The sequence below is a fragment of the Pseudomonas sp. 18-147 genome, from assembly GCF_051048045.1.
GTDB lineage: Bacteria > Pseudomonadota > Gammaproteobacteria > Pseudomonadales > Pseudomonadaceae > Pseudomonas > Pseudomonas aeruginosa.
Window position 1 is genome coordinate 6,433,803 of the sequence record NZ_CP182296.1, and the last position, 15,076, is coordinate 6,448,878.

General features: G+C 66.3%; 11 protein-coding genes. 4 read left to right on the forward strand and 7 right to left on the reverse strand.

Annotated elements, in window-relative coordinates:
- Positions 1–26 precede the first annotated feature (26 nt).
- The gene (locus ACM0M4_RS30335) at positions 27–2,882 is read right to left on the reverse strand and encodes a putative bifunctional diguanylate cyclase/phosphodiesterase (protein WP_003096868.1); all 2,856 of its coding nucleotides are present in this window, start codon (positions 2,880–2,882) and stop codon (positions 27–29) included.
- 176 nt (positions 2,883–3,058) lie between these two features.
- Between ACM0M4_RS30335 and uvrD the strand changes: the two genes are divergently transcribed.
- The 4 genes from uvrD (at position 3,059) to ACM0M4_RS30355 (ending at position 7,883) form a co-directional block, all read left to right on the forward strand.
- Entirely contained in the window at positions 3,059–5,245 is a 2,187-nt protein-coding gene (uvrD, locus tag ACM0M4_RS30340) for a DNA helicase II (RefSeq protein ID WP_054375666.1), read from the forward strand.
- A gap of 37 nt (positions 5,246–5,282) precedes the next feature.
- Positions 5,283–5,711, forward strand: a complete 429-nt coding sequence (locus ACM0M4_RS30345) for an EamA family transporter (protein ID WP_003114104.1) — start codon at positions 5,283–5,285, stop codon at positions 5,709–5,711.
- A 97-nt stretch (positions 5,712–5,808) separates the two neighbouring features.
- Positions 5,809–7,302 carry an acetyl-CoA hydrolase/transferase family protein gene (locus ACM0M4_RS30350; protein ID WP_003096875.1) on the forward strand — a complete coding sequence of 498 codons (1,494 nt, stop codon included), beginning with the start codon at positions 5,809–5,811 and terminating at the stop codon, positions 7,300–7,302.
- A gap of 377 nt (positions 7,303–7,679) precedes the next feature.
- The gene (locus ACM0M4_RS30355) at positions 7,680–7,883 is read left to right on the forward strand and encodes a DUF1127 domain-containing protein (RefSeq protein WP_003096877.1); all 204 of its coding nucleotides are present in this window, start codon (positions 7,680–7,682) and stop codon (positions 7,881–7,883) included.
- Positions 7,884–7,938: 55 nt separating this feature from the next.
- On the opposite strand, the gene wbpZ is transcribed toward ACM0M4_RS30355, so the two are convergent.
- From wbpZ to ACM0M4_RS30385, 6 genes are read right to left on the reverse strand one after another with little or no spacing between them, the layout of a single operon-like run.
- A complete protein-coding gene (gene wbpZ, locus ACM0M4_RS30360; protein ID WP_054375665.1) occupies positions 7,939–9,084 on the reverse strand; it encodes a D-rhamnosyltransferase WbpZ in 1,146 nt (381 codons plus the stop codon).
- A complete protein-coding gene (locus ACM0M4_RS30365) occupies positions 9,085–10,212 on the reverse strand; it encodes a glycosyltransferase family 4 protein (RefSeq protein WP_003122346.1) in 1,128 nt (375 codons plus the stop codon).
- Entirely contained in the window at positions 10,196–11,578 is a 1,383-nt protein-coding gene (locus tag ACM0M4_RS30370; RefSeq protein WP_003096882.1) for a glycosyltransferase family 4 protein, read from the reverse strand. The genes ACM0M4_RS30365 and ACM0M4_RS30370 overlap by 17 nt, the downstream gene beginning before the upstream one ends.
- Positions 11,575–12,840, reverse strand: coding sequence for an ABC transporter ATP-binding protein (locus tag ACM0M4_RS30375; protein WP_003102571.1), 1,266 nt, complete (start codon positions 12,838–12,840; stop codon positions 11,575–11,577). Before ACM0M4_RS30375 ends, ACM0M4_RS30370 begins: the two co-directional genes overlap by 4 nt.
- Entirely contained in the window at positions 12,840–13,637 is a 798-nt protein-coding gene (locus ACM0M4_RS30380; RefSeq protein WP_003096887.1) for an ABC transporter permease, read from the reverse strand. Before ACM0M4_RS30380 ends, ACM0M4_RS30375 begins: the two co-directional genes overlap by 1 nt.
- Positions 13,637–15,076, reverse strand: coding sequence for a mannose-1-phosphate guanylyltransferase/mannose-6-phosphate isomerase (locus ACM0M4_RS30385; RefSeq protein ID WP_023131414.1), 1,440 nt, complete (start codon positions 15,074–15,076; stop codon positions 13,637–13,639). Before ACM0M4_RS30385 ends, ACM0M4_RS30380 begins: the two co-directional genes overlap by 1 nt.

Below are 15,076 nucleotides of genomic sequence, written 5' to 3' on the forward strand. Positions count from 1 at the left end.
CTACAGCATACTCCGCCGGATCGCGTTCAACGAGCCTGGCGCAAACCTTCCTCCAGGGCATGGGCCGGCAACGGCCGGCCGATCAGGTAGCCCTGCAGCTCGTCGCAACGCTGGGCCACCAGGAAGTCCCGCTGTTCGATGGTTTCCACGCCTTCGGCGACCACCTTCAGGTCGAGGCTGTGGGCCATGGCGATGATCGCCCGGATGATCGCCGCATCCTCGCTGTTCTGGGTCAGGTCGCGGACGAACGACTGGTCGATCTTCAGGTAGTCCAGCGGCAGGCGCTTCAGGTAGCTGAGCGAGGAATAGCCGGTGCCGAAGTCGTCGACCGATAGCTTCACCCCCATCTCGCGCAACTGGCGGAAGGTCGCCAGGACACTATCGAGGGCGTCCAGCCACTGGCTTTCGGTCAACTCCAGCTCCAGTTGCGCCGCCGGCAGGCCGCTGTCGGCAAGCGCCGAGCGCACTACGTCGAGCAGGTCGCCCTGGCGCAACTGGTGGACCGAGAGGTTCACCGAGACCCGCAGGTTCAGGCCCCGCTGGCTCCACTCGGCGGCCTGCAGGCAGGCCCGGCGCAGGACGAATTCACCGATCTCGCCGATCAACCCGCACTCCTCGGCGAGGCCGATGAAGGTCGACGGCGGGATCATGCCCTCCTCCGGATGGTGCCAGCGCACCAGCGCCTCGACCGAGTCCGGGCGGGCGCTGGCCAGGCACAGCTTGGGCTGGTAATGCACGTCCAGCTGGCCCTCCTCGACCGCCTTGCGCAACCGGGTTTCCAGGCGCAGGCGTTCGAGGGTGCTGTCCTGCAGGTTGTCGCGGAAGAACTGGAAGGTATTGCCGCCGAGTTGCTTGGCATGTTGCATCGCCAGGTTCGCCTGGCTCATCAGCACGGAGATTTCCCGTGCCTGCTCGGAAAACAGGCTGATCCCCAGCGAGGCGCCGAGGATCAGCTCGTGGCCGAGCACGCTCACCGGCTGGCGCAACTGGACCAGCAGGCGTTCGGCCAGGCGCGACAGGGCCGCGGTGCCGGTGCCGCCATCGAGGAGAATGGCGAACTCGTCGCCGGCCAGACGCGCCAGGGTGTTGGCTTCCGGCGCGGTGCGCCGCAGGCGCTGGGCCATCTCCCTGAGCAACTGGTCGGCGACCTCGTGGCCGAGGCTGTCGTTGAGCAGCTTGAAGCGGTCCAGGTCGATCAGCAGCAGGGCCAGCCCGCCCTCCTCCTGGCGCGCCCGCTGGGCCGCCTCGTGCAGCCGCTCGCGGAACAACCGGCGGTTGGCCAGGCCGGTCAGTTCGTCGTAGTGCAGCAGGTGACGCAGGCGCTCCTCGACGTCGCGGCGGGCACTGAGATCGGTGAAGAAACCGACGATGTGGGTCGCCTCGCCATTGCCGTCGCGCAGCAGGTTGAGCTGCAGCCATTGGGGATAGGGATCGCCATTCTTCCGCGTATCCACCAGTTCGCCCTGCCACTGCCCGTGCTGGCGCAGCTCGGCGCGGATCTGCCGGTAGTGGCGCTGGGCCTCGGGGGTATTCACCAGCAGGCTGGCGTTGCGCCCGACCACGTCCTCGCGGCGATAGCCGGTGATGCGACTGAAGGCCTGGTTGACCGCCAGCAGGTTGTAGGCCGGATCGAGGATCACGATGCTCTCGCTGGCCGCCTCGAACACTGTCGCGGCCAGTTGCTGCTGCTCTTCCAGGCGCTTGCGCGCGCTGATGTCGCTGCGCGTGCCGAGCATCCGCGTCACCCGTCCCCGCGGGTCGCGAGCCATGGCCCGGCCACGATCCTCCAGCCAGCGCCAGCCGCCCTCCCGGTCGCGCACGCGGTACTCCACCCGGTATAGCTCGCTGCGCCCCTTGAGATGTTCGGCGAGGGCGCGACGGATGCGCGGCAGGTCGCCGGGGTGGATGCTTTCGATCAGCCTGCGATAGTCCTCGGGACCGTCCCCGGCGTCGCTGAAGACCGCCTCGAGATAGGAATGCTGGACCCGGCCGCTCTCCAGGTCCCAGTCCCACAACCCCAGTTCGCTGGCCTCCAGGGCCATGGCCAGGCGCGCCTCGCTCTGGCTGAGCGCCTGGCTGGTCGCGCCAAGCTCCTCGGTGCGCGCCTCCACCCGGCGCTGCAAGGCGTCGCGGGCGGCGCGCAGCTCGCGTTCGACCAGGCGCCGCTGGCCGACCTCCTGGGCGAGCTTGCGATTGAGCGCTTCGGCCTCCGCATTGACGCGTTCCAGGTGCAGGTTCAGCGCCTGGGTCTGGAAGCGTCGCAGCAGCGCGCCCTGCACCAGCCGGTGGATCTGCCCGGCGACCACCAGCAGCGCCACCAGCAGGATCAGGCCGAGCACGCCCCAGCCCTGCAACAGGCTATGCGGCTGCAACAGCAGGAAAACGATGGATGGCAGCAGGCCCGGCAAGGCGAAGGTGAGGAAGGCCGGCAGGCTCACCGCATAGGCGACGCTGGCGGAGAGGATCGCCGCCGCCACCAGGCCGAACACCAGCACCTGCTGGAGGAAGGCATCGGCCGGGACCAGCATGATCACCGCGAACGCCAGGGTCAGGCCCGAGGCGCCGGCGCCGCACAGGAAGGTCCGCCGCCAGTGGCGGCTGGCCTGGCGACGGCTGTCGGCCTGCTGGAAGGCGGCGACCTGCAGCAGGCGCAGGACGGCGAGCAACACCAGCCAGACCAGCCAGCCGCCGAGCAGCCAACTGCTGACCTTGCCCCACACCAGGCAGGCGCTGGTCACGCCGCCGAGCAGCATGAGCAGGGTCGGCGTGCGCGAGCCGAGATAAAGGAGCCGGGTACGCTCGATGGCGATTTCGCGGGCGTAGAGCCGCAGTACATCGGTGCTGCCGCCCGGCAGCGCCAAGGGCTCGACATGGACGGTCATAGGCGCTTGTTCTTGTAGTGGTTTGCCTTGAAGTGGCCGGAGCATAACCGAGCAGGGGCAGGCTGCCCAAGGCCGGGATAGAGCATTTTTCCGCAGCCAGGCCCGACGCTGCGCCGGCCTGCGCCGAATGGCGGCCCGGTTTGCCCGGCTTTTCCCCGCCCCGGTAGAATGCCGCGATGAACGACGACCTCTCCCTCCTGCTGAACTCCCTCAACGACCCGCAGCGCCAGGCCGTGGCCGCGCCGCTGGGCCGCCAACTGGTCCTCGCCGGCGCCGGCTCGGGCAAGACCCGCGTGCTGGTGCACCGGATCGCCTGGCTGATCCAGGTCGAGCACGCCTCGCCCTACAGCATCCTGTCGGTGACCTTCACCAACAAGGCGGCGGCGGAGATGCGCCACCGCATCGAGCAGTTGCTCGGGATCAATCCGGCGGGCATGTGGGTCGGCACCTTCCACGGCCTCGCCCATCGCCTGCTGCGCGCGCACTGGCGCGAGGCCGGGCTGAGCGAGAACTTCCAGATCCTCGACAGCGACGACCAGCAACGCCTGGTCAAGCGGGTGATCCGCGAACTCGGCCTCGACGAGCAGCGCTGGCCGGCGCGCCAGGCCCAGTGGTTCATCAACGGGCAGAAGGACGAGGGCCTGCGGCCGCAACACATCCAGCCCGGCGGCGACCTGTTCCTCGCCACCATGCTGAAGATCTACGAAGCCTACGAGGCGGCCTGCGCCCGCGCCGGGGTGATCGACTTCTCCGAGCTGCTGCTGCGCGCCCTGGACCTCTGGCGCGACCATCCCGGCGTGCTCGAGCACTACCAGCGGCGCTTCCGCCATATCCTGGTGGACGAGTTCCAGGACACCAACGCCGTGCAGTACGCCTGGCTGCGGATTCTCGCCAAGGGCGGCGACAGCCTGATGGTGGTCGGCGACGACGACCAGTCGATCTACGGCTGGCGTGGCGCACGGATCGAGAACATCCAGCAGTTCAGCGACGACTTCGCCGACGCCGAGGTGATCCGCCTGGAGCAGAACTACCGTTCCACCGCGTCGATCCTCAAGGCCGCCAACGCCCTGATCGCCAACAACCAGGGACGCCTGGGCAAGGAGTTGTGGACCGACGGCGAGGACGGCGAGTCGCTGAGCCTGTACGCCGCGTTCAACGAGCACGACGAGGCGCGCTACGTGGTCGAGTCGATCGAGAGCGCGCTCAAGGGCGGCCTGGCGCGCAGCGAGATCGCCATCCTCTACCGCTCCAACGCCCAGTCGCGGGTGCTGGAGGAAGCCCTGCTGCGGGAGAAGATTCCCTACCGCATCTACGGCGGCCAGCGCTTCTTCGAGCGTGCCGAGATCAAGAACGCCATGGCCTACCTGCGCCTGCTCGACGGCCGCGGCAACGACGCGGCGCTGGAACGGGTGGTCAACGTGCCGGCACGCGGCATCGGCGAGAAGACCGTGGAGAGCATCCGCGAATTCGCCCGCGGCAACGATGTGTCGATGTGGGAGGCGATCCGCCTGATGATCGCCAACAAGGTCCTGCCCGGCCGCGCCGCCAGCGCCCTGACCGGCTTCGTCGAGCTGATCGAGAATCTTTCGGCGAAGGTCATGGACATGCCGCTGCACCTGATGACCCAGACGGTGATCGAGCAGTCCGGACTGATCAGCTACCACAAGGAAGAAAAAGGCGAGAAAGGCCAGGCCCGGGTGGAGAACCTCGAGGAACTGGTCAGCGCCGCCCGCGCCTTCGAGAACAGCGAGGAAGAGGAAGACCTCACCCCGCTGCAGGCCTTCCTCAGCCACGCCTCCCTGGAGGCCGGGGAAACCCAGGCCGACGCCCACGAGGACAGTATCCAACTGATGACCTTGCACAGCGCCAAGGGCCTGGAGTTCCCGCTGGTGTTCCTGGTCGGCATGGAGGAAGGGCTGTTCCCGCACAAGATGAGCCTGGAGGAATCCGGCCGCCTGGAAGAGGAACGCCGCCTGGCCTACGTCGGCGTCACCCGCGCCATGCAGCGACTGGTCCTGACCTACGCGGAGACCCGCCGGCTCTACGGCAGCGAGACCTACAACAAGGTTTCGCGCTTCATCCGCGAGATCCCGCCGGCGCTGATCCAGGAAGTGCGCCTGTCCAATACCGTCAGCCGCCCCTACGGCGGCACCTCGCGCAGTGCCGGCGGCAACCTCTTCAGCGGCGCCGGGGTGCCGGAGACGCCCTTCTCCCTCGGCCAGCGGGTGCGCCACGCGCTGTTCGGCGAAGGGACTATCCTCAACTTCGAAGGCGCCGGCGCCCAGGCCCGGGTGCAGGTGAATTTCGAGAGCGAAGGCAGCAAGTGGCTGATGCTCGGCTACGCCAAGCTGGAAGCCCTGTAGCGGCGCAGCCGCTGGAGAAGGCCCGGAGGAGGACGACATGCTGGCATCCTGGGCCTTCTGGGCACTGCTTTCGGCGCTGTTCGCCGCGCTGACCGCGATCTTCGCCAAGATCGGCCTCGACCGGGTCGATTCGGACTTCGCCACCTTCATCCGCACCCTGGTGATCCTCGTCACCCTCGGCGGCATCCTCGCGGTCCTGGGCAAGTTCCAGGCCCCGGGAAGCATCCTGCCGCGCAGCTGGCTGTTCCTGGTGCTCTCCGGGCTGGCCACCGGTGCCTCCTGGATCTGCTATTTCCGCGCCCTCAAGCTCGGCCCGGCGTCGCTGGTGGCGCCGCTGGACAAGTTCAGCGTGGTGCTGGTGGCACTGCTCGGCGTGGCCTTCCTCGGCGAACGCCTGGACCTGCGCCAATGGCTCGGCGTAGCCCTGGTGACAGCGGGCGTGGTGGTCCTGGCAATCCGCCCATAAGCCCGCTGAATGGCGCTTCGACCTTGGTATAAAGGCGAAAAATCGCGGAAACCCTAGACTGGCGGCCTCTAATAATTCGTCGTCTGAGGTTCGTTCCATGTACCGTGATCGCGTGCGCCTGCCCTCCCTGCTCGACAAGGTGATGAGTGCGGCCGAAGCCGCCGACCTGATCCAGGACGGCATGACCGTCGGCATGAGCGGTTTCACCCGCGCCGGCGAGGCCAAGGCCGTACCCCAGGCGCTGGCCATGCGCGCCAAGGAACGTCCGCTGCGTATCAGCCTGATGACCGGCGCCAGCCTCGGCAACGACCTCGACAAGCAGCTCACCGAGGCCGGCGTGCTCGCCCGGCGCATGCCGTTCCAGGTCGACAGCACCCTGCGCAAGGCGATCAACGCCGGCGAAGTGATGTTCATCGACCAGCACCTCTCGGAAACCGTCGAGCAGTTGCGCAACCACCAGCTGAAGCTGCCGGACATCGCCGTCATCGAAGCCGCCGCGATCACCGAGCAGGGCCACATCGTGCCGACCACCTCGGTGGGCAACTCGGCGAGCTTCGCGATCTTCGCCAAGCAGGTCATCGTCGAGATCAACCTGGCCCACAGCACCAACCTGGAAGGCCTGCACGACATCTATATCCCGACCTACCGGCCGACCCGCACGCCGATCCCGCTGACCCGCGTCGACGACCGCATCGGCAGCACGGCGATCCCGATCCCGCCGGAGAAGATCGTCGCCATCGTCATCAACGACCAGCCGGACTCGCCATCCACCGTGCTGCCGCCGGACGGCGAGACCCAGGCCATCGCCAACCACCTGATCGATTTCTTCAAGCGCGAGGTCGACGCCGGGCGCATGAGCAACAGCCTCGGCCCGCTGCAGGCCGGTATCGGCAGCATCGCCAACGCGGTGATGTGCGGCCTGATCGAGTCGCCGTTCGAGAACCTGACCATGTACTCCGAAGTGCTGCAGGACTCGACCTTCGACCTGATCGACGCCGGCAAGCTGCGCTTCGCCTCGGGCAGCTCGATCACCCTGTCGCCGCGGCGCAACGCCGACGTGTTCGGTAACCTGGAGCGCTACAAGGACAAGCTGGTGCTGCGCCCGCAGGAAATCTCCAACCACCCCGAGGTGGTCCGTCGCCTGGGCATCATCGGCATCAATACGGCGCTGGAGTTCGACATCTACGGCAACGTCAACTCGACCCACGTCGGCGGCACCAAGATGATGAACGGCATCGGCGGCTCCGGCGACTTCGCCCGCAACGCGCACCTGGCGATCTTCGTCACCAAGTCGATCGCCAAGGGCGGCAACATTTCCAGCGTGGTGCCGATGGTCAGCCACGTCGACCACACCGAGCACGACGTCGACATCCTCGTCACCGAGCAGGGCCTCGCCGACCTGCGCGGCCTGGCGCCTCGCGAACGGGCCCGGGTGATCATCGAGAACTGTGTCCACCCGTCCTACCAGGCACCGCTGCTGGACTACTTCGAGGCGGCTTGCGCGAAAGGCGGCCACACGCCGCATCTGTTGCGCGAGGCGCTGGCCTGGCACCTGAACCTGGAAGAACGCGGACACATGCTGGCCGGCTGAGACTGAACCGTTTCATCCGCAACTATTTCCAGCGCCCGGACGATTAATTCTTCCGGGCGTCTGGACAGGGCAGAAAAAACCACGTAAAAACATATTTCGGCGGCCTTTTCTCTTGCCGCCATCGCAACACGCCGGCTCGGCCCTTCCGCTTTTCCTGCTGTAACACTTCGTTGTTTCTTTCGGTAACGCACTATGACGGTGCAGAGCGGTACAGTTACGCACCGAAACAACCCATACAGTTCGGAAACACACCCCGGTGATCCAACGCAACTCTCCGCAACTGTTCCTATTCTTGTTGACCTGTTAGTCAGATCATATTGCTCAGTTAATCACTAGCAACCTGACTACCCACCACAAGTGGGAAGGATCGACACATCATGGAACGTACCCTCGGTTCCAACACTTTCGACATCGCTCGCTCCAACCGCCGCAGCAGCAGCCTGCTGGGCACCATGAAACTGTGGCAGCGCCGCATCCAGAGCCGTCGCCAGCTGGCCCGCCTGGACTCCCGCCTGCTCGCCGACGCCGGCATCAGCGAAGCCCAGCGCTACGCCGAGCTGAACAAGCCGTTCTGGCGCTAAGCGATACTGTAACGCCCCGGTTCGGCCCAGCCTGAACTGTACCGTAGGCCGCTCCTTACCGAGCGGCCTTCACGTATCTGGAAGAAGCCTTTTCCTCCAGCAGTTCACGGTACAGCTCGCTCCAGCGACGCCCCATCTCTTCGGCGGTGAACAGTTGCCGATAGCGGGCCTCCGCGTTCCTGCCCATTTCCTCCGCCTGCTGCGGATGCTCCCAGAGCCAGCGCATCGCTTGGCGAAACGCGGCCGGCTGGCTGGGCGGCACGACCAGGCCGGTCTCGCCATGGATATTGATGTAGCTGGTGCCGGTGCCGATCTCGCTGGAGATCATCGGCTTGCCGTACATCGCGCCCTCCAGCAGGGAGATGCCGAACGCCTCGGAACGCAGGTGCGACGGAAAGACCATGGCGTAGCTGAGTTGCAGCAGGGCGACCTTGTCCTCGTCGTCCACCCGCCCGAGGAAGTGCACGTTGCGCAACCCCAGCGCCGCGGCCTGGGCATACAGCTCGGCCTGCAACGGCCCGGCACCGACGATCACCACCGGGTAATCGGTGCCCTGCAACGCATCCAGCAGGATATGCAGGCCCTTGTAGTAGCGCATCACCCCGACGAACAGGAAGAACCGCGGCCCGAGTTTCTCTCGCCAGTGCTCCAGACGCTGTGTCGCAGGCTTCGGGTAGCCGCCCTTGTCCAGGCCGTAGGTGATCACCCGGGTCTTTTCTCGGTACTGGCGGAGCACGTCGCTGGTACTGAAGTAGTTGGGCGAGGCTGCGACGATGCGATCCACGCTGTCGAGGAAACGACTCATCAGCGGCCGGTACAGTTTCAACAGGACGCGCTGGCGGATGATGTCCGAATGGTAGGTGACCACGCTCGGCTTGTTCATACCGGTGAGGAAATGCACCAGGTCCATGAACGGCCAGGGGAAGTGGTAGTTGACCACGTCCGCCTCCGCCGCCAACTCGCGGAACTGCTTGAACACGCTCAGGGAAAACCCGGTGGAAGCGAGCTGCAGGTCGAGCCTGGCGCGATGCACCACATGTCCGCCGAAGGGCACGACAGGCGGATGCGGATCGCTGCTCAGGGTCAGGACGTGGTTGTCGATCCCCCACGACCCGCTGCTCTCGCAAAGCTGGAAGATCACCTGTTCGATCCCGCCTACCGTTTCGCTCAGGTAGGTCTTGTAGAAGTGCAGTACCCGCATTCAGCCCTCCACGGCACGACGATAGGCTGCAGCGGTGAGATTCGCGCAACGCTTCCAGGAAAACTGCTCCGCCCGTCGCAGGCCGGCTTCCCGGCAGCACTCCCAGTAGACGGTATCCTCGGTCATGCGGACCAGCATGTCAGATAGCCCATTGGCATCATCCGGGTCAATATAGCTGCCCGCCTCGCCGGCCACCTCCGGCATTGCGGAGAGTCGCGTGAGCAATACTGGCGTGCCGCTGGCCATGGCTTCCAGCACAGGCAGGCCGAAGCCTTCGTAGATCGAGGGGAAGACCAGCGCCCGAGCGCCCGACATCAACTCGGCGACCCGCTCGTCCGGCAGGTAGCCGAGCAGCCGCACCGTTCCCGAAGCCAGCGCCTGGCGCAGTTCGTCGTCGAGCGAGCGACTTTCCCATCCCGGCATGCCGACGATCATCAGCGGAAAACGCTGGCGGACCGCCGCCGGCAGTTGCCCATGGGCGCGCAGGGCCAGCGACAGGTTCTTGCGCGGTTCGAGGGTTCCTACGCAGAGGAAATACCCGCGCGGCACCAGGCCATGCGCGCGCAAGGGCTCGCGCAGGGACTCCCGGTCCCGCGGACGGAACCGCGCGGCATGGCCGAGGGGCGCCACCACGAAGCGCTCGCGCGGCAGGCCGAAATACGCCTGCGCCTCGTCGGCGATCGCCTGCGAGTCGGTCAGGATCAACCGCGCCTTTTCCATCCCGCGCGCCAGCCGGCGTTCTATTTCGCGCAAGCGGGCGGCGGGTTGCGTCGCCGGATAATGCAGGTGGGTCAGGTCGTGCAGGGTCATCAGCATCGGCCCGTCGAAGTCCAGCGGCCAGAGACTGGGCTCATGGTAGAGATCGACCGGCGGCCGACCGCTATCGAAACGCCGCTGCTCCAGCCAGCGTCGTGCCCGGTAGGCTCCGGGCAGGTTGCGCAGCCAGGGCGACAGACGCGAATAGCCGGGCAGCGCCGCCGCCGGCAGGTCGCCGCTCCAGCCCCAGCCATGGAACAGGGAAAACTCTAAGTCCGCGTGCGCCTGCAACGCACCCAGCAACTCGACCAGGTAATGTCCGATGCCGGTCCGCGGCGCCTGGAGAATCCGCGCGTTAACCGCAATCCGCATGTACTGCCTCGCCATGCGCCGGGGCCTTGCCGAGGGCGAGCAGGATCCGCGCGATCAGTTGCCGACTCGCCTCGTGCCAGCCGATCCAGCGCCATTCGCCGACCGGTCGCTCGGCCGGGAACTCGCCCGTGGCTTCGAAGCGGGTGACCAGGTTCGCCAGTGTCTGCGGATCGGCGAGGTCGAAGTAGGCCATGAATTCGCCGCCGATCTCGCGGAACACCGGGATGTCGCTGCCCATCGCCGGCAGGCCGCGCTGCATGGCCTCCACCAGCGGCAGGCCGAAACCTTCCACATAGGACGGGAAGACCAGCGATGCGGCATGGGAGTATGCGTACTCCAGGCTCTTGTCGGAGAGGTCGTTGAACATGAACAGGCGCTTGTTCAGCTCCGGATGCTGCCGCACCCGTTCCACCAGCGCCTCGCACTTCCAGCCGATGCGTCCGGCGATGCACAACCGCGCCTGCGAACCCTGGGCCCAGGCACGCTCGAAGGCATCCAGCAGGTAACCGTGGTTCTTCCGCGGCTCGATGGTGCTGACCATCAGGAATACCGGCGCCTTGGCCTTGAACATGCGCAGCAGATCGGGCTCGACGGAGGCGCCGTCCTCCACCAGGTCCAGCTCCGAACCCAGGTGGAAATAATCGAACCAGCGTTGCGCGACCTTCTCCGGGCCGATGCGCCGCAGCATCTCCGCGCGCACTTCGTCGCGGATGGTCTCGGAAATCGCGACGTAGCCGTCGGCGGTGGCCGCGATCCAGTCGAACCAGTGGTTGAACACCTTGACCAGTCCGGCATCGCAGAATTGCGGATGGGTCAGGGGAATCAGGTCGTAGATCACCGAGACGATGCCCACGCCCTCGCTCTTGAGGCGTTCCGCCAGCGGGAAGAAATCGGCGTGCCAGGAGGAGTCCAGCAAGACCAGTTGGTCGCCGGCCCGATGTTCGAGCGGGGTCGCGCGCACGGGTGCAGGCTGCTGCTTGCCGAGGATGCGGTCGAGCAGGCGCAGCGGAATGCTGAGGAAGGCGAAGGCGAACAGGCGGCAGGCTACATAGAGAAGGCGCCGGGCCCACGGCGAGGAACGGAACGGGCGGCGCTTTTCCAGGGTGCGCTGGCCCAGCCAGAAGTAGTTGGCGGCTCGCTCCACCAGGATGCGCAGGCGTACCAGCGGCGAATGCGGCCGCGGGTCCAGCGGCGCCAGGCTGTGGACCTGATACAGGGTGCCGTCGAGCATTGCCACCGGGATGCACTCCACCGTCTCGTCGGCTTCCGGCAACTCGCGGATGACGTTGCGCACCACCCGCTGAATACCGGAATTGACCTTGGGATGCTCGAACACATAGGTGCATTCGACCAACAGACGCGTCATGGAGTGCTCTCCGCGGAAGTGGGGTCCAGAGCCGCCTCGCCGGAGCGGCTGATATGGGTTTCGGCGCCCAGCCAGGAGCAACCGACGAAGTCTTCCTGGCGGTTGTTGATGACATGGAAGACCAGGCCGTAGTCGCGCCATTCGAAGTTGCGGTCCAGGTGCGAGTCCAGCCGCGACAGGCTCAGCGCCACCGAGTAGTGCCCCTTGCCCAGGCGCATGTCGAAGGCGAAGCGGTAGGTGATGCGCTCGCCGGCCTTCAGGTCGGTGAGCGCCTTGTCCAGGCGGTGGGTATTGATCCCGTACATCGGCTGGCCGAGGCGGTCCTTGATCATGAAGCCGAGGATCAGCCGCTCGATGTCCTGGCGAACCTCGACCTCGACTTCCAGCGTCACCGCCTGGCCTACCTCGACCACCTCCAGCGCGCGCTGCCGCTGGTCGACCATCCGTACGTCGAGGATCGCTGCCTCGCCGGTGCCGGAAATCGTCCGCACCTGGCCGTCGGCGAGCATTTCCTGGCGCACGGTCTGCCCCTCGCGCTCGGCGAGCAGGGCGTTGTAGTAGTCCATCACTTCTTCCGGCCGCCCGCGCATGGCCATCCGTCCCTGCTCCAGGAGGATCGCGGAGTCGCAGATGGACTGGATCGCCGAGCGGTCGTGGGAAACGATCAGCAGGGTGGTGCCGGCCTTGCGGAAACTGCGGATGCGCTCGAAGCTCTTGTGCTGGAAATAGGCATCGCCGACCGACAGGGCCTCGTCGACGATCAGGATGTCCGGCCGCCGGGCAGTCGCCACGCTGAACGCCAGGCGCATCTGCATGCCGCTGGAGTAGGTGCGCACCGGTTGCTCGATGGCCTCGCCGATTTCGGCGAAGGCCTCGATATCCGGCATCAGCGCCTGGATTTCCTCGACCTGCATGCCCAGCAGTTGCCCGGCCATGAAGACGTTCTGCCGGCCGGTGAAGTCCGGGTGGAAGCCCATGCCCAGCTCGAGCAGCGCGGCGACCCGGCCGGCCACGCGGATCTCGCCGCAGGTCGGCTGGGTGGTGCCGGCGATCATCTTCAGCAGGGTGCTCTTGCCGGCGCCGTTGACCCCGACGATGCCGACCGCTTCGCCCGGCTCGATGGTGAACTCGACCTCGCGCAGGATCCAGTGCAGGTGGTGGCGCGAAGGGCTGAAAGGCACCAGCCATTCGAACAACCGGCTCCAGCGATTGGGATACTGCTTGTAGGCCTTGCCGAGGCCGGATACGCGTATCTGTCCCATCAGAGTTCATCCACCATTTCGCCGACCCGCTGGCGGAACAGACGCAGGCCGAGCGCGCACAGCAGCAGCGCCAGCAGGGTGATCGGCAGCAATGAAGGCCAGTCCGGCCATTGCCCGTGGAGGAACAGCTGCTGGTAGCTGCGCATCAGCGCGGTCATCGGGTTGAGTTCGATCAGCGAGCGGATACCCTCGGGCAGGATGCCGATCGGATAGACGATCGGCGTCAGCCAGAACCAGAACTGCAGGCAGATGCCGAACAACTGGCCGACGTCGCGGAAGAACACGTTGAGCACCCCGAGGATCATCCCCAGTCCCGCCGCGAACAGCACCTGGATCGCCAGCAGCGGCACCAGCGCGAGCAATGCCGCGCCCGGCAGGCGCCCGCTGAGGGCGAGAAAGCCGAGGAACAAGGCGAGGATGATGGCGAAATTGACCCCGGCGTTGAGCAGTACGATGACCGGCAGGCAGATGCGCGGGAAGCTGATCTTCTTCAGCAGGTTGGCGTTCTCGATGAACATGCTCTGGCTGCGCGAGGTGATTTCCGCGAACAGGCCCCAGGTCAGCAGGCCGGCGCAGAGATAGACGCTGTAGGCCAGGCCGTCGTCGACCCCCGGCAGGCGCGCGCGCATCACCTGGGAGAAGATCACCGTGTAGACGACGATCATCGACAGCGGATTGAGCACCGTCCACAACGCGCCGAACAGCGACCCGCGGTAGCGTGACTGGAACTCGCGCTTGACGCTGCCGAGAACGAAGCCACGATAGCCCCACAAGGAACGAGACAAGCCAAGAAGCATCAGACCACCCTGCCGTACTGGTCCTCGAAGCGGACGATGTCGTCCTCTCCCAGATATTCGCCGCTCTGCACCTCGATCATCACCAGGTCGATGACCCCCGGGTTTTCCAGGCGATGCCGGTGGCCCGCGGGAATGTAGGTCGACTCGTTGCTGTTGACCAGCCGCGCGCCATCGCCATTGGTGACCCTGGCCATGCCTTGCACCACGATCCAGTGCTCGCTGCGGTGATGGTGCATCTGCAGCGACAAGCGCTCTCCCGGCCTGACCACGATTCGCTTGATCTTGAAGCGCGGCCCCTCCTCGAGGACGGTATAGCTGCCCCAGGGACGGTTGACGGTCCGATGCAGCCGATAGGCCTCGTGCCGCTCGTCCTTCAGCCGCTGCACCACCCTGCGCACCTCCTGGACCCGGTCGGCGCGGGCGATCAGCAGCGCATCGGAAGTATCCACCACGACCAGGTCGTCGACCCCGACCGTGGCGACCAGGCGCCCGTCGCTCTGCACGAAGGTGTTACGGGTGTCGACGAACAGGGTGTCGCCGCTGCCGCGATTGCCCTCTGCGTCCGCGTCGAGCAGCGCGCTCATCGCGCCCCAGGAACCGATATCGCTCCAGTCGAAGGCCGCCGGCACCACGGCGACCCGCGCGGAGCGCTCCATCAGCGCATAGTCGATGGAAATGTCCGGCAGCGCGGCGAAGGCTTCGCCCGCCAGCTCATGCTGGATGCCATCGGCCATCTTCACCGCCGCACTGGCGGCCAGGCAGGCCCTGGCCTGCTCCAGCAGGGCCGGGGCATGCTGCGCCAGTTCGTCGACCAGGGTCGAGGCCGTGAAACAGAACATCCCAGAGTTCCACAGGAAACCGCCACTTTCCACGTAGCGACGGGCGGTTTCCTCATCGGGTTTCTCGACGAAGCGGCGCACCTTGGCCGCCCCCTGCTCGTCCAGCCGGTCGCCCAGCTCGATATAGCCGAAACCGGTTTCCGCTGCGTCCGGCACCACGCCGAAGGTAACCAGGTGCCCGGCGACGGCGAGACGCGCGGCATGCCCCACCGCCTTGCGGAAGGCCTCCTCGTTGCGGATCAGGTGATCCGCCGGCATCACCACCAGTACCGCCGCGTCGCCATGTTCGGCTTGCAGCGCCAGGGCGGCGACGGCAATCGCCGGAGCGGTGTTGCGTCCGGTCGGTTCGAGGATGAAATGTCCCCGATGCCGCCCCAGGCGGGCCGCCTGGAACTGGTCCTTGCTCTGGAAGTAATGCTCGCGGTTGGTCACCGTGACGATTTCGCCATGCCCGGCCAGGAGCCCGGCGGCACGTCGGTAGGTCTTGCCCAGCAGGGTCTGGCCATCGGGCAGGCGCATGAACGGCTTCGGCTGTCCTTCGCGCGACACCGGCCAAAGGCGGGTACCGGCGCCACCGGAAAGCACCACGGGAATCAGCAT

Coding starts and splice junctions, on each gene's coding strand:
- ACM0M4_RS30335 (WP_003096868.1), bottom strand. CDS start 2,882: ATGACCGTCCATGTCGAGCCCTTGGCGCTGCCGGGCGGCAGCACCGAT.
- uvrD (WP_054375666.1), top strand. CDS start 3,059: ATGAACGACGACCTCTCCCTCCTGCTGAACTCCCTCAACGACCCGCAG.
- ACM0M4_RS30345 (WP_003114104.1), top strand. CDS start 5,283: ATGCTGGCATCCTGGGCCTTCTGGGCACTGCTTTCGGCGCTGTTCGCC.
- ACM0M4_RS30350 (WP_003096875.1), top strand. CDS start 5,809: ATGTACCGTGATCGCGTGCGCCTGCCCTCCCTGCTCGACAAGGTGATG.
- ACM0M4_RS30355 (WP_003096877.1), top strand. CDS start 7,680: ATGGAACGTACCCTCGGTTCCAACACTTTCGACATCGCTCGCTCCAAC.
- wbpZ (WP_054375665.1), bottom strand. CDS start 9,084: ATGCGGGTACTGCACTTCTACAAGACCTACCTGAGCGAAACGGTAGGC.
- ACM0M4_RS30365 (WP_003122346.1), bottom strand. CDS start 10,212: ATGCGGATTGCGGTTAACGCGCGGATTCTCCAGGCGCCGCGGACCGGC.
- ACM0M4_RS30370 (WP_003096882.1), bottom strand. CDS start 11,578: ATGACGCGTCTGTTGGTCGAATGCACCTATGTGTTCGAGCATCCCAAG.
- ACM0M4_RS30375 (WP_003102571.1), bottom strand. CDS start 12,840: ATGGGACAGATACGCGTATCCGGCCTCGGCAAGGCCTACAAGCAGTAT.
- ACM0M4_RS30380 (WP_003096887.1), bottom strand. CDS start 13,637: ATGCTTCTTGGCTTGTCTCGTTCCTTGTGGGGCTATCGTGGCTTCGTT.
- ACM0M4_RS30385 (WP_023131414.1), bottom strand. CDS start 15,076: ATGCTGATTCCCGTGGTGCTTTCCGGTGGCGCCGGTACCCGCCTTTGG.